Source organism: Streptomyces sp. NPDC002032, assembly GCF_042890765.1.
Taxonomy (GTDB): Bacteria; Actinomycetota; Actinomycetes; order Streptomycetales; family Streptomycetaceae; genus Streptomyces.
Genome location: NZ_JBIASM010000004.1, coordinates 1 through 19,150, shown reverse-complemented (window position 1 = coordinate 19,150; position 19,150 = coordinate 1). Strand labels below are relative to the sequence as shown.

The following is a 19,150-nucleotide window of genomic DNA, read 5'->3' as shown; positions in this document are numbered from 1 at the left end:
TAGCCGGGTGAAGAAGTTCTCAGTGATCGGCATAGGCGCGGGCGACCCGGACCACCTGACCCTTCAGGCGGTCCGCGCGATCGGCTCGGCGGACGCGTTCCTCATCCTGGAGAAGGGGGAGGAGAAGTCGGACCTGACGGGGCTGCGCCGGGCGATGCTCGCGGAGCACGCCCGTACGGGCCACCGGCTGGTGGAGGGCCGGGACCCGGACCGCGACCGGACCCCGGACGACTACACCCCGACGGTGGACGGCTGGCGCAGCGCACGGGCCGGGATCTTCGAGCGGTTCATCGCCGAGGACCTCGCGGAGGGCGAGACCGGGGCCTTCCTGGTGTGGGGCGACCCCTCCCTCTACGACTCCACCCTCGCGATCCTCGACGAGGTGCGCGAGCGCGGCCGGGTGAAGTTCGAGCACGAGGTGGTGCCCGGCATCAGCAGCGTCTCGGCGCTGCTCGCGCGGCACCGCACCAACCTGAACCGGGTCGGACGCCCGGTGCAGATCACCACGGGCCGGCGGCTCGCGGAGGGCTGGCCGCAGGACGTGGACGACGTCGTGGTGATGCTGGACGCGCGGCACGCGTTCACGGCCCACCTCGACCAGGACCTCCACATCTACTGGGGCGCCTACGTCGGCACGCCGGACGAGATCCTGGTCTCGGGCAAGCTGGCGGAGGTGGCCGGGCGGATCGAGGAGCTGCGCACCGAGGCCCGGGCCCGCAAGGGCTGGATCATGGACACGTACCTGCTCAGGCGCCCCTGAGGAAGCCGGGCAGCACCTCGGCGAGGCGCTCGTACTCCTCGGCGCGGTTGTAGAGCTGCCCGCAGACGCGGATGCCGCCGCCGCCCGGCCGGGGCCAGATCAGCACCCGGATCCGGGTCTTGGCGGCGAGGCCCTCGCGCAGGGCCCGCGCCTCGTCCTGGGTTTCGGCGGTGCCGGGCGGCAGCAGCAGGGACCGCATCGCGATGCCCGGGGTGTACGGGAGCGGGGTGATCCCGGGGATCCGGGCGAGCAGGGCGGCTCCGTAGGCGACGAGGGCGCTGTTGTGGGCCCGGATGTCCGCCGCTCCGAGCCGTTCGATGAGGTCGAGGCCCTCGGGGGCGGCCAGCCAGCCGGTGTAGTCGGCGGTGGCCCGGTATTCGACGGAGCGCGGGAAACCCTCCTCGTCCTGCCAGGACGGCGACAGGGAGCGGACCCGGGAGCGGTGCGCGGGGGCCACGGCGAGCAGGGCGGTGCCGGAGGGGGCGTACCCCCACTTGTGCAGGTTCCCGAACCAGAAGTCGGCGCCGGCGGCGATCGGCTCGGCCAGCATGCCGGGCGTGTGGGCCCCGTCGACGACGGTGGTGATCCCGCGCGCGGAGAGTTCGGCGAGCAGGCCGGGGCCGGCGATCAGGCGGGCGGTGGGCGAGCTGACGTGGTCGAGGACGGCCACCTTCGTGCGGGGGGTGAGCGCGGCCAGCACCCTCTCGCGCACGGCGTGTTCGTCGGGCAGGTACGGGTCGAGGGCGACGGTGGTGACGGGAGCCCGGCGGGCGGCGGCCGCGATGACCGTGCCGTAGCCGTGGTCGGTGACCAGGATCTCGTCGCCCGGGGCGAGTCCGGCCGCGTCGAGGGCGAGGTTGGCGCCCTCGGTGGCGTTGGCGATGAAGGCGAGGCCGTCGGGGTCGGCGCCGAGGCGGGCGGCGATCCGGGCGCGGGCCGCCGCGACCCGTTCGGGCACGGCGTTGAAGAAGGCGTCCGGGTCGGCGTGGGCCTCGGCGCGCAGCACCTCCTGGGCCTCCTGCACGGGCAGGGGGACGGCGCCGTAGGAGCCGTGGTTGAGGTGGGCGACGCCGGGGTCCAGCCGGAAGAGGCCGGGGCCGCCGGGGAAGGCGGACGGGGCGGGCGGGACGGACGGGTCGGGCACGGATACCTCCGGGTGCGGTACGGGGGCCCCGTCGGCGGGACGCGGGGCGCGGGGCCCGGCTCCTCGGGGGCCCGTGGGCGGTGTCCCCCGGAGCATGCGGCCCCGCCGCCCCGCCCCGACAGGGCCGATTCCGTCAGAGTGGCCTACCTCCCGGCCCCGCGCCCGCAGGCGGGGCGGCCGGGGACCGGCCCGGGGTGGCGGGGCCTCGCGGGGGCCGGGCCCCGGGCTGCGGGGGCAGGCCCCGGCTCGCGGGGGTCGACTGCCGAATCGTCGCGGGGTCAGGCCCCGCGGCCGCTGCTCGCCGCGTAGTACTGGAGGTCCTGCACCCGTACCGCGGGGTCGACCCGGTAGGGCAGTTCCACGCCGGCCCCGGCCGTCCCGTCGCGGACCACCTGCGCCGAGCTCGTGCCCGGTTCTAGCGGCAGCAGCCGGGCGTGCACCCCGGCCGGCGCCTCGTGGCCGCCCTCGACGGGCCCGACGGAGGTGCGTACGCTCGCGGGCTCCGTCAGGAAGCTGAGCACCTCCACCGTGTCCCGGGGTGCGGCGCCGCCCTTGCGCGGGGACATCAGCAGCGACTGGCTGCCGGTCGGGTCGGCGGCCGCGTACTGGGTGCGCGAGGTGAGGTACAGGGTGTCGCGGACGATCGGCGGCCACCGGCCGGTCTTGAAGCGGGTCAGGTAGTACGAGCTCAGGTCCAGGTAGGCGTAGCCGTTGTGCTGGGACGGCGCGAACTGGCTGCCCTCCGAGTAGTCGTTCCAGGTGGTCAGCTGGACCCAGTCGGCCCCGTCGTCGATGGCGCGGGTCCAGGTCGCGCGCAGGGTGGCGGTGTTGCCCGCCTCGTCGTAGACCCCCTGGTTCGGCCGGGCGTCCTGGACGGACACCGGCTGCATCCAGATCTTGCCCAGGCCGTGGCTGCGCTCCACCGCCGCCGTGGCGCCCTCCTGGCCCACGTAACTGCGGCTGCCCCACTCGGAGAAGCCGTAACTGATGGGCGCGAAGGCCGTGTTGTGGGCGTCGAAATCGAGGAAGAGCGGTACGAACGCGGTGCGGACGCCGTACCGGCCGCGCAGGGTGTCCAGCACCCGGCTCCACCAGGCGGGATCCTTCTCCTCCGCCTTGAACGGGGAGACGACGAGGCGGCCGTCGCCGAGCCGGTGTGCGGCGGGGGCCTGCGCGAGGGCGGCGAGGGCGTCGGCGAGGACGGCGGGGTCCTCGGTCCGCAGGGAGGTCATGTCCGGCATCAGCATGATCCGGAAGGCCGGGTCGACGGCGTGGGCCGCCTTCATCAGGAGGTCGGCGCGCTCGCGGTTCTTGCCGGTGAGGGAGAGCAGGTCGAGGGTGAAACCGTCGAGGCCCGCGTCGCGGGCGGTGCGCACCTCCTGCTGGAGGTTGGCGTACTCCCAGTCGCCGCCCTTCGGCGGGACGGGCAGCGGGCGGTCGCGCAGCAGGCCGCCGTAGCGCTCGTGCTTGCCGTTCTCGCCCGCGGGGTCGAGGTAGTTGCGGGTGTAGTAGTCGGCGTCGGCGCTCGCGTTGTCGAGGGAGAGCGGGTACGGGGTGAAGTAGTGGGCGAACACGAGCTTGCCGCCCGCGGCGGCGGAGCGCAGCGCGGCCGGCTCCGGCAGGTCGAAGGGCAGGGCTCCGGCGGGGCGGGCGCCGGCGGTGCCGCGGGCCGGGGCCGGGGCGGGGGCCGTGGGGGCGGAAGTGCCGGGGCCGGGGCTGCCGGTGGCTCCGGTGGGGTCGGCGGAAGCGGGCGGGGCGGGTGGGGCCGTGGGCCGCGGGACGCCGGCGCCCGGCGCGGCGCCGTCCTGTCCGGCGGCGGCCCGGAAGGGCTGCCAGGCGATCCCGGCGCCGACGCAGACGCCGACGAGGAGGAAGGCGGCCAGCAGGAAGGCGAGCAGGGGGCGGCGTCCCCGTAACCGGGAACGCCGGCGGTGGGACCGGGGGCCCGCACGGCCGGTGCCTCTTCCGGCCCTGCCGGCCCTTCCGGCCCTGCCGGCCCTGCCGCCCGCACTCCGGTCCGTCCGCCCGTCCGCTGTCATCTCCCAGCCCCTCCCGCGCCTGTGCCCCGGCGCGGGGGCTGCACAGCAGTAGAGCGGATGACCGCCGTACGGACAACCGTTCCCGGGAGCCGGGCCCCGGCACGTACGTCAGCGGGACCACCGGGCCTACGCCGACCGCGGGGCGGGGCGGCCGGACGGGCCCGGCCGTGCGCGCCGCCGCGTGACTATGCTGATCATCCGTCCGGAGGGTGGGGGAAGCATGATCGACGTCGACGGATACCTGGCCGTGCTGGGGATGGACCGGCCGCCCGCCCCGACCGCCGGGGCGCTGCGGGCCCTGCACCGGGCGCAGGTGGAGCGGGTCGCCTATGAGAACCTCGACATCCACCTGGGGCGGCCGACGGGCATCGGGGCCGCGGAGTCCGCGGCCCGGATCGTGCGCGGGCGCGGCGGCTACTGCTTCCACCTCAACGGGGCCTTCGGCGCGCTGCTGACGGCCCTCGGCTACGACGTCACCCTGCACCCGGCCGGGGTGCAGGCCACCCCGCGCGACCCGGCGGGCGCGAGCGGCGACCACCTCGCGCTCACCGTGTCGCTCGACGGCGGGCGGTGGCTGGTGGACACCGGGCTCGGCGACGCGCTGCACGAGCCGCTGCCGCTGCGCGAAGGCACGTACACGCAGGGGCCGTTCACCTACGCGCTGGCCCCGTCGGCGGCGGTGCCCGGGGGCTGGCGGTTCACCCATGACGCCCGCGGCTCGTTCACGGCGATGGACTTCGCCCCGGACCCCGTGGAGCTGTCCTCCTTCGCCGCGGAGCACGAACGGCTCTCCACCTCACCCGAGTCCGGCTTCGTCCGGGTGCTCACCGCCCAGCTCCGCGACGCCAAGGGCGTGGACGTACTGCGCGGGTGCGTACTGCGCCGGACCGGCGCCGGGGGCACGGACGAGCGGACCATCGATTCGGCCGACGACTGGTACGAGGTCCTGACCGGGGTGTTCCGGCTGGACCTGACCGATGTCGACGCCCCCGCGCGGGCCGCGCTGTGGCACCGCGTCCACAGCGCGCACCAGGAGTGGGCGGCCGCGCGGCGGCGGTGAGGGGCGCCCCGCGCGGCCCCCGGCCGACGGAACCCTTCCTCAGGGGGCCGGGCCGGCCGCGCGGACCAGGCGGGCGCGGGCCGTGCGGTGGGCGCGCAGGGGGCGCAGCCGGCCGCGCAGCCGTCGCAGGGCGTCGTCGACCCGCGCCGACTCCAGCGGGGCCGCCAGGTCGAGGAGCTCGTGCCAGGTGGCGCAGGCCCGCTCCAGGTGGCCCCGGTCCAGCTGGAGTTCGGCCAGCCGGGCGGTGGTGACGGCCCGGGCCCGGTGTTCGGTGGCCGGGCGGTGCCGCAGGGAGGCCAGCAGCGCGGACTCGGCGCCCGGGACGTCGCCCAGCGCGGCCAGGGCCTCGGACTGCTGGTGGTGGAAGGCGGCCCGGTGGTACTCCCCGATGGGCGCGCCCCGGCCCGCCGAGCGGTCCAGCGAGCGGTCCAGCGAGCGGTCCAGCGAGCGGTCCAGCGAGCGGCCCAACAGCCTCTCGGCGCCCGCGAGGTGTGTCAGGGCGGCGCGCCGGTCGCCGCGGGCCGCCTCCGCGACCGCCAGCTGGCCGGTGACGAACGCGGCCTGGCCGGGCGGCAGTCGGGGCAGCTCGCGGGCCGCCGCCCGGGCCAGTTCCCAGGCCTGCGCGCGGTGTCCGAGGTGGTGGGCCTGGACGCTCATCGCCCGGAGCACCGGGGCGTAGCAGCCCGGGTCCCCCGCTTCCCGGCCGAGGCGGAGCGCCGCCCGGTAGTACGCCTGGGCGAGGCCCTGCTCGTTGCCGTCGAAGCACAGGAACCCGGCGGTGTGGGCGAGGCGCGCGGCGGCGCCCAGCAGCCGGTGGCGGACGGCGGGCGGCGCTTCGGCGCGCAGCCAGGGGGCGATGGTGGTGGTGAGGTAGGCGGTCAGGGCGGGGCGGACCTGGCCGCTGCCGCACATCATGTCGGCCTTGCGGAAGACGGGCAGCAGGGCCTCGGCGGCCTCGACGTGGCGGTGCCCGAGCCGGGTCCCGGACGGGTCCTCCGGGGCCGGGGCCCAAGGCGCGGCCGCCGGCTCCTCGTGGGGCCGCCAGGTGGCGGAGTAGACCGGGAGCCCGTCGAACGGCCCCACCGTGAGCGGGGCCGCGCGGCCCGCCGCCGGGGGCGTACCGTCCGCCGGGGGGAGCGGCGCGCCGGGGCCGTGGGGGGCACCGCCGGGTCCGCCGCCCGGCCGGGTCCGCGCCCGGGCCGCCGCGGGACGGGCGAGCCCGGTGTCGGCCGGGCTGATCCGGCGGCCGGTCCGCCGGGTGAGCGCCTCGGCGGCGAGGGCGACGACGTGGGCCGGCGGCCGGGTGCCGGACAGCCAGTGGGAGACGGAGGTGCGGTCGTAGCAGAGGGTGAGGCCGGTCTCGGCCGCGACGCCGTTCACGGCCCGGGCGAAGTCCTGCCCGCTCCAGCGGGCATCGGTGAGGAGGGTGCGCAGTCGTCCGTTGGGTTCACGCTCGGTCATCACAACCGCCCAGGTCGCCGGGTCGTACACGTGTCCATCGCTTCAACACGGCCGGACATTCAACAGGGTGGGGTAGGGACGGACGTACCGGATGCGGCCGCCCTGCGCCTCACTGGAAGCTGTGCACACCGTGCCACAGGGCCGCACCACCCGTCCCTGGCGTACGGGAGCGCACGAGATCGCGAAGGAGCGGAACCGTTGTGGCGGACCGCTCCGGTACGGCGCCCGCGCACCACCGGCCGAGGAGGAGGAGAAGACGCGTGGAGAGGAGGTGGTGCGGGCCCGTGGACCCGTACCCGACGGACCAGCAGGAAGCCGGTGAACCGCCCCTGCCCGACCGGGCCCGAGCGGCCGTGGACCCCTTGCTGCGGGCCGCCGTACGCACCCTGCCCGAGGCGACCGGGGCCTTCTGCGCGGAGCTCCTCGGCCGCGCCCGGCCCGGGCGGTCGGTGGGTCCCGCGCTGGTGCTGGCGGCCGCGCGGGCCGTGGGGGGCCTTGAGGAGGACGCCCTCACCGCCGCCGCTTCCATCGAACTCGTGTACGTCATGGGGCTGTTGTACGAGGACACCGCCGGCCTGGACCCTTCGGCGCGGCCCTCGGCCCCGCTCGCGGCCGGGCGCGCGGGCGAGGCGCTGGCCGCGCTCGCGATCCGCCTCGTCGCGGGCCGCTCCGCGGCGGTGGGCGTGCTGTGCGACTGCCTCGTCGAGCGGTCCGAGGCCGGCGACGAAGCCGCGGGGCGCGGGGCGTTGTTCGCCGCCGCCTGCGCCCTGGGCGGCGTCCACGGCGGTGCGCCGCCCCGGATCACGGCCGCGCTGAGCGCCTTCGGCCGGGCCGTCGCCACAGCGGCCGCCACGCCGGCCGCCGGCGGCGCGGCCGGGCCGCCCCGGCCCGGTGGCGCGGGCACGCCCCCCGGCGGGGCCCCGGCCCGCCCACGGCCCCGGCCGCTCGTGGCGGTGCCGCCCGCCGGCGGCGGCCGCCCGGCGCGCGGGGGCTCCGCCCGGTACGACCCGGCGCTGGAGCATCTGGCCTCGGCCGTTCCCGATCCGGCGGGGGCCGCCGACCTGCTGGCCCTGTACGCACTGATCACCCGCGGGGAGCCCTGACGCCACGGCCCGCCCGGGCCGGGCCGTTTCCCCGCGGGATCACCCGGACGAACCGCCCGGACGGAGTGTGACATTCCGCTGGCGATGCCCTGGAATTGGCGCATAATCGTCGACACGCGGCGCGAAAGAACCCTCCTGCCGCGCTCGGTCACGCATGCAATGGGGGGCATCGTGATGATGGGGGATTTCCGGCCGCCCGGCGCGCCGGGCACGCTGACGACCACGTCCGCCGAACTGTCGATGCTGCTCACCGCCGTGCGCCGGGGGCGGGTGCTCACCGTCACGGGCCGTCTCCGCGAACCGCGGAGCCTGCTCGTCCGCGACATCGCGCACCGGCTCTCGTCCAACTTCTGCGACGGGACGGTGGTGGTCCCCGTGGCCCGGGACGGCAGCGTGGGGGAACTGGTGGCCGCGCTGGGCCGCGTACCCGGCAGGCCCTTCGTGCCCCGCGGCAGCGCGGACGCCGCCTCGTGGCTCGCCGAGCGGGACATGCTGCTGGTGCTCGACGACAGCGACCGGCTGAGCGCCGGAGCGGTCTCCTGGCTGCGCACCCTGCTCGGCCGGGCGCCCGGGGTGCGCATCCTGGCCTCCGGCCGCCATCCGCTGGGGGTGGGCCAGGGCCGGGTGCACCAGCTCTGACGGCGCCGGGCCCCGTGAACGACCCGACCAACGGCGGGAGTTCGCTTCACGGGGCCGCCACACGACTGCCATACGCGGGTCATTGAGTGGGCAAGCGCCTCATCCTAGGGTCTGACCTGCGGGTTCCGGCGGTCCGTGCGTTCCGGCCGCGGGCCCCGGTACGTACGTCACCTTCCCCCGCGCGTACAGGAGACCCCTTCGTGAGCCAGCACGACAGCACCTCCCGCACCGCCCCGGTGGCCCGCCGCGGCTTCCTCGCCGGCGCCGCGGCCGTGGCCGCCTCGGCCGCCGCCCCCGGCCTCGCCCGGGCGGCCGGTACGCCGGGCGCCGTCCCCGCCGGAGCCCGCCCCAACATCCTGCTGATCGTCACCGACGACCAGCCCAAGCACACCGACTGGGCCATCCCGAAGACCGTCGACTGGCTCGGCGGCCAGGGCGTCACCTTCACCCACGGGCACTCCGCGACCCCGCTGTGCGCGCCCTCGCGCTCCTCCGTGTTCTCCGGCCGCCACGCGCACCACCACGGAGTCCGCAACAACGCCGCCTCCCGCAGCCTCGACCAGTCCACCACCGTCCAGCGTCACCTCAAGGACGCCGGCTACCGCACCGGCCTCTTCGGGAAGTACCTCAACTCCTGGACACTGGAGGACAATCCGCCGCACTTCGAGGAGTGGGCGCTGCTCCAGCCCGGCTACAACGACGCGCGCTGGAACGTGAACGGCACCGTCCAGCGGATCGACGGCTACACCACCAACATCGTCCGGAACAAGACCCTCGCCTTCCTCGACGCGGCCGCCACCGACAGCCGCCCGTGGTTCGCGTACGTCACCCCGTACGCCTCCCACGCGCCGAACGTCCCGGCGCCCAAGTACGCCGGCACGCCCGTCCCCGCGTGGGACGGCCGCCCCTCCGTGCCGGAGACCGACCGCTCCGACAAGCCGCCCTTCATCCAGGACGCCACCGCCACCCTCGACGACGCCCGCGAGGTGCGCACCCGCCAGCTGCGCAGCCTGCTGTCGGTCGACGACGCCGTGCAGGCCATCCGCGAGAAGCTGGTGGCGCTGGGCCAGCTGGATAACACCCTGGTCATCTTCACCGGCGACAACGGCTACACCTGGGCCGACCACGGCTGGCTGAAGAAGTCGGTGCCCTACTCCCCCGCCCACGAAGTGCCGTTCTACCTCTCCTGGCCCGCCCGCGGACTCGCCTCGGGGACCACCGACCACCGGATCGTCGCCAACATCGACATCGCGCCGACGATCCTGGAGGCCGCCGGAGTCCCGCAGCCCGCCGGGCAGGACGGGCACTCGCTGCTCGGCGCCGCCGACCGGGACCACCTGCTGGTCCAGTGGTGGAAGCAGGGCGCCGGGGGCGCCGGACCCAGGACCTGGGCCTCGTACGTCACCAGGGAGAAGCAGTACACCGAGTACTACGACCTGCACACGGACGCGACGGGCGCGGTCTCGGGCACCGGGCAGGTCTCCTTCCGCGAGTACTACGACCTGGTCGCGGACCCGTACCAGCTGAAGAACCTGCTCCACGAGGCCACACCGGCCCGGGAACGGGCCCTCGGCATACCGGAGCTGGCCGCCCGGCTGGCCGCCGACCGCACCGGCTGATCCCCCCACCGGCCCCTCCGGGAGAGATCCATGGCACCGAAGTCCTGCTGCGCGCCCGTCCGCGAACCCGCCCCGCGGACGGCGCCACCCGCCGAGCCCCCGCCCGCGCGGGCGACGGACCCGGCGGTGCGGCGGGCCGTCCGGGACCTGCTGGACCTCCCGGGCGGCCGGTTCCTGATGGGGTCCGAAGACCCGGACGGGTTCCCGGCGGACGGGGAGGGTCCCGTCCGGGAGGCGGTGGTCGGGGCGTTCCGCATCGCCCCGACCACCGTCACCAACGCCCGCTTCGCCTCCTTCGTGAAGGCCACGGGCCACGTCACGGAGGCGGAGTCCTTCGGCTTCAGCTTCGTCTTCGCCGGATTCCTCGCGCCCGCGGTCGCCGCCGTGTCCCCGGCGGTGGCCGGCACGCCCTGGTGGCGGGCCGTGGCCGGCGCGGACTGGCGCCGCCCCGAGGGGCCCGGCTCCTCCTGCGCCGCCCGGCAGGACCATCCCGTGGTGCACGTGTCCTGGAACGACGCGCAGGCCTACTGCGCCTGGTCCGGCACCCGGCTCCCCACGGAAGCCGAGTGGGAGTACGCGGCCCGCGGCGGGCTGGAGCGGCGGCGCTACCCGTGGGGCGACGAACTGCGCCCGGACGGCCGGTACATGTGCAACATCTGGAACGGGGACTTCCCCGACCGCAACACCCGGGCGGACGGGTACGCGGGCACCGCGCCCGCCGCGTCCTTCCGGCCCAACGGGTACGGGCTGTACCAGGCGGTCGGCAACGTGTGGGAGTGGAGCGCCGACCGGTTCGTGCCGGGCGGCCCGGAGCGGACGATGCGCGGCGGCTCCCACATGTGCCACGACTCGTACTGCAACCGCTACCGGGTCGCCGCCCGCACCCGCAACACCCCGGACAGCTCGGCGGGCCACATCGGCTTCCGGGTGGCCGCCGGGCCCCGGCCGGTGTGACGCGGCCCGGATACGGGTCCGCCCCGGCCGGGCACGGGGCCGGCCGGGGCGGAACAGCTGGTGCCGTGGGCGTCAGCCGAGCAGCGCGAGCGCCTTGTTCAGCGTCGCGGAGGGACGCATGACCGCGGCCGCCTTGGCCGGGTCGGGCTGGAAGTAGCCGCCGATGTCGGCCGGGGAGCCCTGGACGGCGATGAGCTCGCCGACGATGGTCCCCTCGGACTCCGCCAGGGTCTTGGCGAGCGGGTCGAACGCCGCGGCCAGCTTCGGGTCGGCGGTCTGGCGGGACAGCTCCTGCGCCCAGTAGAGGGCGAGGTAGAAGTGGCTGCCGCGGTTGTCGATGCCGCCCAGCTTGCGGCTCGGCGACTTGTCCTCGTTGAGGAAGGTGCCGGTCGCGCGGTCCAGGGTGTCGGCCAGCACCTGGGCGCGGGCGTTGCCGGTGGTGGTCGCGAGGTGCTCGAAGGAGACGGCCAGCGCGAGGAACTCACCGAGGGAGTCCCAGCGCAGGTAGTTCTCCTTGACCAGCTGCTGGACGTGCTTGGGGGCGGAGCCGCCGGCGCCGGTCTCGAAGAGGCCGCCGCCGTTCATCAGCGGGACGACCGACAGCATCTTGGCGCTGGTGCCCAGCTCCAGGATGGGGAAGAGGTCGGTCAGGTAGTCGCGCAGCACGTTGCCGGTCACCGAGATGGTGTCCTCGCCGCGGCGGATGCGCTCCAGGGAGTACGCGGTGGCCTTGACCGGGGACAGGATCTCGATGGTGAGGCCGTCGGTGTCGTGGTCGGCCAGGTACGTCTTGACCTTGGCGATCAGCTGCGCGTCGTGGGCGCGGCTCTCGTCCAGCCAGAAGACGGCCGGGACGCCGGTGGCGCGGGCGCGGGTGACGGCGAGCTTGACCCAGTCCTGGATCGGCGCGTCCTTGGTCTGGCAGGCGCGGAAGATGTCGCCGGCGGCAACCTCCTGCTCCAGGACCGTGTTGCCCGCGGCGTCGACGACGCGGACGGTGCCCGCGGCGGCGATCTCGAAGGTCTTGTCGTGGGAGCCGTACTCCTCGGCCTTCTGGGCCATGAGGCCGACGTTGGGCACCGAGCCCATGGTGGCCGGGTCGAAGGCGCCGTGCGCGCGGCAGTCGTCGAGGACGGCCTGGTAGACGCCCGCGTAGCTGCTGTCCGGGAGGACGGCCAGGGTGTCGGCCTCCTTGCCGTCCGGGCCCCACATGTGGCCGGAGGTGCGGATCATGGCCGGCATCGAGGCGTCGACGATGACGTCGGACGGCACGTGCAGGTTGGTGATGCCCTTGTCGGAGTCGACCATGGCGAGGGCCGGGCCCTCGGCGATCTCGGCGTCGACGGACGCCTTGATGGCGTCGCCGTCGGGCAGGGCGCCCAGGCCGTTCAGGATGGTGCCGAGGCCGTCGTTCGGGGACAGGCCGGCGGCGGCGAGGGTCTCGCCGTAGCGCGCGAAGGTCTTCGGCAGGAAGGCGCGGACCACGTGGCCGAAGATGATCGGGTCGGAGACCTTCATCATGGTGGCCTTGAGGTGCACGGAGAACAGGACGTCCTCGGCCTTGGCCCGCTCGATCTGGTCGTTCAGGAAGGTGCGCAGGGCGTCGACGTGCAGGACGGACGCGTCCACGACCTCACCGGCGAGCACCGGTACGGACTCGCGCAGGACCGTGGTGGTGCCGTCGGCGGCGACGTGCTCGATGCGGAGCGTGCCGTCCTCGGCCATCACGGCGGACTTCTCGGTGGAGCGGAAGTCGTCGGCGCCCATGGTGGCGACGTTCGTCTTCGACTCGGGGGTCCAGGCGCCCATGCGGTGGGGGTGGGCCTTGGCGTAGTTCTTGACCGACGCGGGGGCGCGGCGGTCGGAGTTGCCCTCGCGCAGGACCGGGTTGACGGCGCTGCCCTTGACCTTGTCGTAGCGGGCGCGGATCTCGCGCTCCTCGTCGGTCTTCGGGTCGTCCGGGTAGTCCGGAAGGGCGTAGCCCTGGCTCTGGAGCTCGGCGACCGCGGCCTTCAGCTGCGGGATCGAGGCCGAGATGTTGGGCAGCTTGATGATGTTCGCTTCGGGCGTCTTCGCCAGCTCGCCGAGCTCGGCGAGGGCGTCGGCGATCCGCTGGCTCTCCTCGAGGTGCTCGGGGAAGCTGGCGATGATCCGACCGGCCAGGGAGATGTCACGGGTCTCGACATTCACACCGGCCGTCGACGCGTACGCCTGGATCACAGGCAGGAAGGAATACGTCGCGAGGGCCGGGGCCTCGTCAGTGTGCGTGTAGATGATGGTCGAGTCAGTCACCGGATGCTCCGCTCCACAGTCTGCGTCTCTCGTCTGCAACATTGCTCGACATCAAGATATCTCGTGATCGGGCCGGTCTGGACAGCCCCCTGCCGCAACCCGGACGAGACGCGCGTCACCCCGGGCACGCGAAAGGCGCCGCCCCCGCCGAGGACGGCGGGGGCGGCGCCCGAAGGGCCTGGCTCAGGCCCGCAGCTCCTTGGGGTTGGTCCCGTACGCGTTGGCGCCCGGGTGGCCCTCGGTCGCCATCAGGACCAGCATCCAGATCCATCCGACGAACGGGATGAGGCTCACGAGGTACCACCAGCCGGACTTTCCGGTGTCGTGCAGGCGGCGCACGGAGACGCCCAGGGACGGCAGGAAGACGGCGAGGGTGTAGATCCAGGTGAGGACCGGGTAGCTGCCGAGCATGAAGTCGATCACCGTGAGGACGATGACGATCGGGATGTTCCAGAGGAGGAACATCCAGTACTCCTGGCGACGGGCGCGGCCGTCGAAGTCCGCGTACCGCTTGATGACGTCGGTGTAGTAGTTCACGAGCCCCCCTGAGGACGGAACCTGCGGCCCCTCCACGGGAAGGGGCCGGGCCGGACTTATGCCCTCCCTACGGCCCCTTCAAGCCACCTCCCGCCCAGGGGACTTGGCGGATGACAGAAGTCTTACGGAAGGGCGTGGCGGCCCCCGTCCGGCCCCACGGCTCCGTAGCGTCCCCGGTATGCGCGTACTCGTCACCGGAGGAGCCGGTTTCATCGGCTCCCACATCGTCACCGCACTGCGCCGGCACGGCCACGACCCCGTGGTGCTGGACGCCCTGCTCCCCGCCGCCCACGCGGTCCCGCCACCGCTGCCGGACACGGGCTTCCTGGAAGGGGACGTACGGGATCCGGAGGCGGTGCGGGCCGCCCTGCGCGGGGTGGACGCCGTCTGCCACCAGGCGGCGATGGTCGGCCTCGGCAAGGACTTCGCCGACGCCCCGCAGTACGTGGGCGTCAACGACCTCGGCACGGCGGTCCTGCTCGCGGAGATGGCGCGGGCGGGCGTGCACCGGCTCGTCCTGGCCGGCTCCATGGTGGTCTACGGGGAGGGCCGCTACGCCTGCCCGCGCCACGGGACCGTCCGGCCCGGGCCGCGCCGCCGGGCCGATCTGGAGGCGGGCCGCTTCGAGCCGCTGTGCCCCGACTGCGGGGCGGAGCTCACCCCCGGGCTGGTCGGCGAGGACGCCCCGGCCGACCCCCGCAACGTGTACGCCACCACGAAGCTGGCCCAGGAGCACCTGGCGGCCGCGTGGGCCCGGAGCGTGGACGGCCGGGCGGTGTCGCTGCGCTACCACAACGTGTACGGCCCGGGGATGCCCCGCGACACCCCGTACGCGGGGGTGGCCTCCTTCTTCCGCTCCGCGCTGGCCCGGGGCGAGGCCCCGCGGGTCTTCGAGGACGGCGCGCAGCGACGGGACTTCGTCCACGTCCGGGACGTCGCGGAGGCCAACGTGACCGCGCTGGAGGCCCTCACCCGTCTCGCGCCGGGCGGCTGCACCCCGTACAACACGGGCAGCGGGGAGCCCCGCACGATCGGCGAGATGGCAGGGGCGCTCGCCGCCGCCCACGGCGGTCCCGCCCCGGTGGTCACCGGCGAGTACCGGCTGGGCGACGTCCGCCACATCACGGCCGACTCCGGGCGCCTGCGCGCCGATCTGGGCTGGCGCCCCCGCACCTCCTTCGCCGCCGGCATGGCGGAACTGGCCACCGCCCCCCAGCGCCCTTCGGCGGCCGCCGCGGTCTGAGGCGGGGGCGGTGACGGGGCCGGGGGTTCGCCCCCCGCCCCGTCTCCGGCTCACCCGACGGCCGCGCCCGCCCAGGGCAGGGGCAGCGTGACCTCGAAGCGGCAGCCGCCCGGGACGTTGTGGACGGCGGTCCGGCCGGCGTGGGCCTCCACGATGCCCCGTACGATCGCCAGCCCGAGCCCCGCCCCGGCCCCGGCCGGGGCCCCCGCGCCCGCCGGGGGCACCGGCGTCCGCGCCGCCGCCCCCCGCCAGCCGGTGTCGAACACCCTCGGCAGGTCCTCCGCCGGGATGCCCCCGCAGCCGTCCGTCACCGACAGGACCACCACCCCGTCCCGGGCCCCGGTGTCGGCCGCGATGGCCACCGTCCCGTCGGCCGGCGTATGCCGGATCGCGTTGACCAGCAGGTTCGCCAGGACCCGGGTCATCTCCTTGGCGTCGACCTCCACCGGTACCCGCTCCACCGCCTCCCCCACCAGCCGCACCCCGTGCTCCCGCGCCAGCGGGTCCACCCCGGACAGCGCCTCCGCGACGAGGTCGTACAGGGACATCCGGCTCGGGCTCAGCGCCAGCGCCCCCGCATGGATCCGCGACAGTTCGAAGAGGTCCCCGACCATCGTGTTGAGCCGCTCCACCTCGGTACGGATCTGCCGGTGGTAGCGGGCCGGATCGGCGGCCATGCCGTCCTCCAGCGCCTCCGACATCGCCCGCAGCCCGGCCAGCGGCGTCCGCAGATCGTGCGAGATCCAGGCGACCAGCTCCCGCCGCGAGGCCTCCAGCGCGCGTTCCCGCTCCCGTGAGGCGGCGAGCCGGTCGCTGGTCGCGGCCAGTTCCCGGCTCAGCGCGTCCAGCTCGGCGGTGGTCTGCCCCGGCGGCGCGGCGAACCTGCCACCGTCGCCGAAGTCCCGAGCGGCCAGGGACAGTTCCCGACTCCGGGCGACCACCCAGCGGCCCAGCAGCAGCGCGGTGGCCAGCGAGACCACCGCCGCCATCGCCGCCACGAGGGTGACGACCCCCAGGTCGTGCGGGGACAGGAACATCGCCTGGGCCACGGCCAGGGTCCCGGCCAGCATGGCCGTGACGGTGACCCCGGCGATCACCGTCAGGGACACCGCCACCGACCGGCGCCGCACGAGCCGCAGCACGCCCGCCCCCAGCACCCCGGCACACGCGGCGCCGCCGAGCGCGAACAGCGCGATGAGCAGGACGTCCTTCACGCCGCCACCTCCCCGGCGGGCTCGAAGCGGTAGCCGACGCCCCAGACGGTCCGGATCAGCAGCGGCCGGCCCGGATCCTCCTCGATCTTGGCGCGCAGCCTCCGTACGTGCACCGTCACCGTCGACAGGTCCCCGAAGTCCCAGCCCCACACCTCCCGCATCAGCTCCTCCCGCCCGTGGGCCCGGCCCGGATGCCGCAGGAAGTGCGCCAGCAGGTCGAATTCGCGCAGGGTCAGCGCGAGTTCCCCGCCGTTGCGGGTGGCCCGGTGTGTGGCGGGATCGAGCGAGAGCCCGCCGCCGGTCAGCAGCCCGGACACCGGGGCGCCCGGGCCTCCGGGGCCGCCCGCGCCGCCCGCCGCGCGGCTGCGCCGCAGCACGGAGGTGACCCGCAGGACCAGCTCGCGCGGGCTGAACGGCTTGGTGACGTAGTCGTCGGCACCGACCTCCAGGCCCGTGATCCGGTCGTCCTCGTCCCCGCGCGCGGTCAGCATGATCACCGGTACGGGTCCGGCCGCGCGCAGCCGCCGGCAGACCTCCAGCCCGTCGATCCCCGGCAGCATCAGGTCCAGGACCACCAGGTCCGGGCGGACCCGGGCGGCCGCGTCGAGGGCGGCGGGCCCGTCGCCCGCCTCCTCGACGGCGAACCCGGCGCGCCGCAGGTAGCCCGCGACGACCTCCGAGACGGTGGGGTCGTCATCGACGACGAGCACCCTCGCGGGCGGCGCTTCCATGCTGTTCATACCGTCCAGCGTCCCATCCGCCCGTCGCGACCGGACCCCTCCCCCGGGCCACCGGGGGTGACGTCCGCGTTTCGTAAGGAGTGTGGGACCCCGTTCGGGCCCCGGGATTCCTACGGTGATCCCGTGACCGTGACCGTGAGTGTTGATGTCGTCCTCCCCTGTCTGAACGAGGCCGGGGCGCTGCCCTGGGTGCTCGCCCGCATCCCGGCCGGCTGGCGGGCCGTGGTCGTGGACAACGGGTCCACCGACGGCTCGGCGGAGATCGCCCGGGCCCTCGGCGCCACCGTGGTGACCGAGTCCCGGCGCGGGTTCGGCGCCGCCTGCCACGCCGGGCTGCTCGCCGCCGAGGCGGAGGTCGTCTGCTTCTGCGACTGCGACGCCTCCCTGGACCCGGGGCTGCTGGTCCCCTTCGTGGCGGCCGTGGCCGCCGGCGAGGCCGCTCTGGTCCTCGGCCGGCGCCGGCCGCGCGGCCTGCGCGGCTGGCCCCTGCACGCCCGGGTGGGCAACCTGGTGCTGGCCCGGCTGCTGCGGCGCCGCACCGGCCTGCGGCTGCGCGACCTCGGCCCGCTGCGCGCCGCCCGCCGCACCGACCTGCTGGGGCTGGAGCTGACCGACCGGCGCTCCGGCTACCCGTTGCAGATGGTGGTGCGCGCCGCCGACGCGGGCTGGCGGGTGCGCGAGGTGGACGTGCCGTACCTGCCACGCACCGGCAAGTCGAAGGTGACCGGCACCTGGCGGGGCACCTGGCAGGCCGTGCGCGACATGAGCCGGGTGCTCGCCGAGCCCCCCGGCCCGGCCGGGCCCCCGGGATCCGCCGGGCCGGCCGGTCCCGGCGCCGGCGACCGCGCAGCCACCACCGGGGGTGCCCGATGACGGGGACGACCCTGCTGGTGATCGCGAAGGAACCCCTCCCGGGGCGGGTCAAGACCCGGCTCAGCCCGGCGTTCACCCCGCACGAGGCGGCCGCCCTGGCGGAGGCCGCGCTGGCCGACTCCCTGGCCGCCGTCGCCGCGGCCCCCGCCGGCCGGCGGGTCCTCGTACTCGACGGACGGCCCGGGCCCTGGCTGCCGCCCGGCTTCGAGGTGCTCCCGCAGGTGGCCGGAGCCCTGGACGAGCGCCTCGCGGCGGCGTTCGGCGCCTGCTCGGGGCCCGCGCTGCTGATCGGCATGGACACCCCCCAGGTCACGCCGGCCCTGCTGACCGTCGACTGGGACGCGTACGACGCCTGGTTCGGGCCCGCCCTGGACGGGGGCTTCTGGGCGCTGGGCCTGCGGCGGCCGGACCCCGCGCTGCTGCGCGGGGTGCCCATGTCGCTCCCCACCACGGGCGCCGTGCAGTACGAGCGGCTGCGGGCGGCCGGACTGCGCACCGGCCGGCTGCCGCTGCTGCGCGACGTGGACACCGCCGAGGACGCCCGCGCGGTGGCGGCCGAAGCCCCCTCGGGGGCGTTCGCGGCCCGGCTGGCGGCCCTGTCCGCGACGGCGCCCCGGGCGGCACGGTGACCGCCGCGCCGGCCTGGACGGCCGACCCGTACGCCCTGGCCCTGCGCAACGGTCGGGGCCCGCTGTTCCTGCGCCGCGGCGACGGCTGGCTGCTCCCGCTCGACGTGGAGCGGTGGTGCGAGGCCCCCGACCGCGCCGACCGGACGGTGCTGGCGCGCTGCCGGGGCGCCGTCCTCGACATCGGCTGCGGCCCCGGGCGGCTGGTGGCGGCCCTGGCCGCCCGGGGCCACCGGGCGCTGGGCATCGACGTGAGCCCGGAGGCGGTGGCCCGTACGGCCCGCGCGGGCGGCAGCGCCCTGCACCGGTCGGTCTTCGACCCCCTTCCGGGCGAGGGCCGTTGGGAGACGGCCCTGCTGATCGACGGGAACATCGGCATCGGCGGCGATCCGGCGGCCCTGCTCGCCCGGATGGCCGAGGTGCTCGCCGCCACGGGGACGCTGATCGTGGAGTGCGAGGACGTCGACGTGGACGAGCACTGCGAGGTCCGGGTCGCCGACGGCCGCGGCGCCGTGGGCACCCCCTTCACCTGGGCCCGTACCGGCGTCCGCGCCCTGACCGCGCACGCCGCGGCGACGGGCTGGACCCGGAGCCGGCAGTGGACCACCACCGGCCGCGCGTTCGTGGAACTGCGCCGCTCCCCGTGAACCAGCGGGCCCGCGCGGCCCGGGCGGCGCGCGGACGAGGTCGAGAGGGCGTGGGGGTGGGCGGGCGTGGGGGCGCGGGGGCGGCGCGGGGGCGGGGGGGGGGGGGCCGGGGCCCCCCCCCCCCCCCCGGCCCCCCCCCCCCCGGCCCGCGCCCCCCCCACCCCCGCGCCCCGCCCCCCGCCGCCGGGGCCGCCCCCCC

General features: G+C 75.8%; 17 protein-coding genes. 10 read left to right on the top strand and 7 right to left on the bottom strand.

The window, feature by feature from the left end; translation table 11 throughout:
* Positions 1-7 precede the first annotated feature (7 nt).
* Complete coding sequence (cobF, locus tag ACFYYT_RS11705) at positions 8-760, top strand: precorrin-6A synthase (deacetylating) (protein WP_351826525.1); 753 nt, start codon at positions 8-10, stop codon at positions 758-760.
* Here cobF and ACFYYT_RS11700 read toward each other — a convergent pair.
* Together ACFYYT_RS11700 and ACFYYT_RS11695 are read right to left on the bottom strand one after the other, a co-directional pair.
* Complete coding sequence (locus ACFYYT_RS11700) at positions 747-1,904, bottom strand: aminotransferase class V-fold PLP-dependent enzyme (RefSeq protein ID WP_351826526.1); 1,158 nt, start codon at positions 1,902-1,904, stop codon at positions 747-749. The genes cobF and ACFYYT_RS11700 overlap by 14 nt on opposite strands.
* A gap of 278 nt (positions 1,905-2,182) precedes the next feature.
* Entirely contained in the window at positions 2,183-3,943 is a 1,761-nt protein-coding gene (locus tag ACFYYT_RS11695) for an endo-1,3-alpha-glucanase family glycosylhydrolase (RefSeq protein ID WP_351826527.1), read from the bottom strand.
* Between the two features lie 220 nt (positions 3,944-4,163).
* On the opposite strand from ACFYYT_RS11695, the gene ACFYYT_RS11690 reads away from it, so the two are divergent.
* Entirely contained in the window at positions 4,164-5,003 is an 840-nt protein-coding gene (locus ACFYYT_RS11690) for an arylamine N-acetyltransferase (RefSeq protein ID WP_351826528.1), read from the top strand.
* Between the two features lie 39 nt (positions 5,004-5,042).
* On the opposite strand, the gene ACFYYT_RS11685 is transcribed toward ACFYYT_RS11690, so the two are convergent.
* Positions 5,043-6,464 carry a hypothetical protein gene (locus ACFYYT_RS11685; RefSeq protein ID WP_351826529.1) on the bottom strand — a complete coding sequence of 474 codons (1,422 nt, stop codon included), beginning with the start codon at positions 6,462-6,464 and terminating at the stop codon, positions 5,043-5,045.
* Positions 6,465-6,748: 284 nt separating this feature from the next.
* On the opposite strand from ACFYYT_RS11685, the gene ACFYYT_RS11680 reads away from it, so the two are divergent.
* From ACFYYT_RS11680 to ACFYYT_RS11665, 4 genes are all read left to right on the top strand, one after another.
* Positions 6,749-7,567: a hypothetical protein gene (locus tag ACFYYT_RS11680; RefSeq protein ID WP_388607619.1), complete on the top strand. Its 819-nt coding sequence runs from the start codon at positions 6,749-6,751 to the stop codon at positions 7,565-7,567.
* A gap of 171 nt (positions 7,568-7,738) precedes the next feature.
* Positions 7,739-8,206, top strand: a complete 468-nt coding sequence (locus tag ACFYYT_RS11675; protein ID WP_351830729.1) for a hypothetical protein — start codon at positions 7,739-7,741, stop codon at positions 8,204-8,206.
* Between the two features lie 200 nt (positions 8,207-8,406).
* A complete protein-coding gene (locus tag ACFYYT_RS11670) occupies positions 8,407-9,825 on the top strand; it encodes a sulfatase (RefSeq protein ID WP_351830726.1) in 1,419 nt (472 codons plus the stop codon).
* A 30-nt stretch (positions 9,826-9,855) separates the two neighbouring features.
* On the top strand, positions 9,856-10,779 hold the full coding sequence (locus tag ACFYYT_RS11665; RefSeq protein WP_351830724.1) for a formylglycine-generating enzyme family protein: 924 nt from the start codon (positions 9,856-9,858) through the stop codon (positions 10,777-10,779).
* 72 nt (positions 10,780-10,851) lie between these two features.
* On the opposite strand, the gene ACFYYT_RS11660 is transcribed toward ACFYYT_RS11665, so the two are convergent.
* Both ACFYYT_RS11660 and ACFYYT_RS11655 read right to left on the bottom strand, forming a co-directional pair.
* Positions 10,852-13,071 carry an NADP-dependent isocitrate dehydrogenase gene (locus ACFYYT_RS11660; protein WP_351830721.1) on the bottom strand — a complete coding sequence of 740 codons (2,220 nt, stop codon included), beginning with the start codon at positions 13,069-13,071 and terminating at the stop codon, positions 10,852-10,854.
* A gap of 183 nt (positions 13,072-13,254) precedes the next feature.
* The gene (locus ACFYYT_RS11655; RefSeq protein ID WP_351830718.1) at positions 13,255-13,608 is read right to left on the bottom strand and encodes a DUF805 domain-containing protein; all 354 of its coding nucleotides are present in this window, start codon (positions 13,606-13,608) and stop codon (positions 13,255-13,257) included.
* Positions 13,609-13,786: 178 nt separating this feature from the next.
* Here ACFYYT_RS11655 and ACFYYT_RS11650 point away from each other — a divergent pair, with 178 nt between their 5' ends.
* Positions 13,787-14,851 carry an NAD-dependent epimerase/dehydratase family protein gene (locus tag ACFYYT_RS11650; RefSeq protein WP_351830716.1) on the top strand — a complete coding sequence of 355 codons (1,065 nt, stop codon included), beginning with the start codon at positions 13,787-13,789 and terminating at the stop codon, positions 14,849-14,851.
* 50 nt (positions 14,852-14,901) lie between these two features.
* On the opposite strand, the gene ACFYYT_RS11645 is transcribed toward ACFYYT_RS11650, so the two are convergent.
* A complete protein-coding gene (locus ACFYYT_RS11645; protein WP_351830713.1) occupies positions 14,902-16,065 on the bottom strand; it encodes a HAMP domain-containing sensor histidine kinase in 1,164 nt (387 codons plus the stop codon).
* Positions 16,062-16,796 (bottom strand): response regulator transcription factor, encoded by a 735-nt coding sequence (locus ACFYYT_RS11640; RefSeq protein WP_388607921.1) that lies wholly within the window; start codon positions 16,794-16,796, stop codon positions 16,062-16,064. The genes ACFYYT_RS11645 and ACFYYT_RS11640 overlap by 4 nt, the downstream gene beginning before the upstream one ends.
* Positions 16,797-16,928: 132 nt before the next feature.
* Here ACFYYT_RS11640 and ACFYYT_RS11635 point away from each other — a divergent pair, with 132 nt between their 5' ends.
* The 3 genes from ACFYYT_RS11635 to ACFYYT_RS11625 are packed head-to-tail and all read left to right on the top strand — an operon-like array spanning position 16,929 to position 18,951.
* The gene (locus tag ACFYYT_RS11635) at positions 16,929-17,678 is read left to right on the top strand and encodes a glycosyltransferase (protein WP_351830707.1); all 750 of its coding nucleotides are present in this window, start codon (positions 16,929-16,931) and stop codon (positions 17,676-17,678) included.
* Entirely contained in the window at positions 17,675-18,307 is a 633-nt protein-coding gene (locus ACFYYT_RS11630) for a DUF2064 domain-containing protein (RefSeq protein WP_351830704.1), read from the top strand. The genes ACFYYT_RS11635 and ACFYYT_RS11630 overlap by 4 nt, the downstream gene beginning before the upstream one ends.
* Positions 18,304-18,951: a methyltransferase domain-containing protein gene (locus ACFYYT_RS11625; protein ID WP_351830701.1), complete on the top strand. Its 648-nt coding sequence runs from the start codon at positions 18,304-18,306 to the stop codon at positions 18,949-18,951. Before ACFYYT_RS11630 ends, ACFYYT_RS11625 begins: the two co-directional genes overlap by 4 nt.
* Positions 18,952-19,150 lie beyond the last annotated feature (199 nt).

What these genes read in the sequence shown, in the direction of transcription:
- ACFYYT_RS11695 (WP_351826527.1), bottom strand. Translation starts at nt 3,943, where the DNA reads ATGACAGCGGACGGGCGGACGGACCGGAGTGCGGGCGGCAGGGCCGGC.
- ACFYYT_RS11690 (WP_351826528.1), top strand. Translation starts at nt 4,164, where the DNA reads ATGATCGACGTCGACGGATACCTGGCCGTGCTGGGGATGGACCGGCCG.
- ACFYYT_RS11685 (WP_351826529.1), bottom strand. Translation starts at nt 6,464, where the DNA reads ATGACCGAGCGTGAACCCAACGGACGACTGCGCACCCTCCTCACCGAT.
- ACFYYT_RS11665 (WP_351830724.1), top strand. Translation starts at nt 9,856, where the DNA reads ATGGCACCGAAGTCCTGCTGCGCGCCCGTCCGCGAACCCGCCCCGCGG.
- ACFYYT_RS11650 (WP_351830716.1), top strand. Translation starts at nt 13,787, where the DNA reads ATGCGCGTACTCGTCACCGGAGGAGCCGGTTTCATCGGCTCCCACATC.
- ACFYYT_RS11640 (WP_388607921.1), bottom strand. Translation starts at nt 16,796, where the DNA reads ATGGAAGCGCCGCCCGCGAGGGTGCTCGTCGTCGATGACGACCCCACC.
- ACFYYT_RS11630 (WP_351830704.1), top strand. Translation starts at nt 17,675, where the DNA reads ATGACGGGGACGACCCTGCTGGTGATCGCGAAGGAACCCCTCCCGGGG.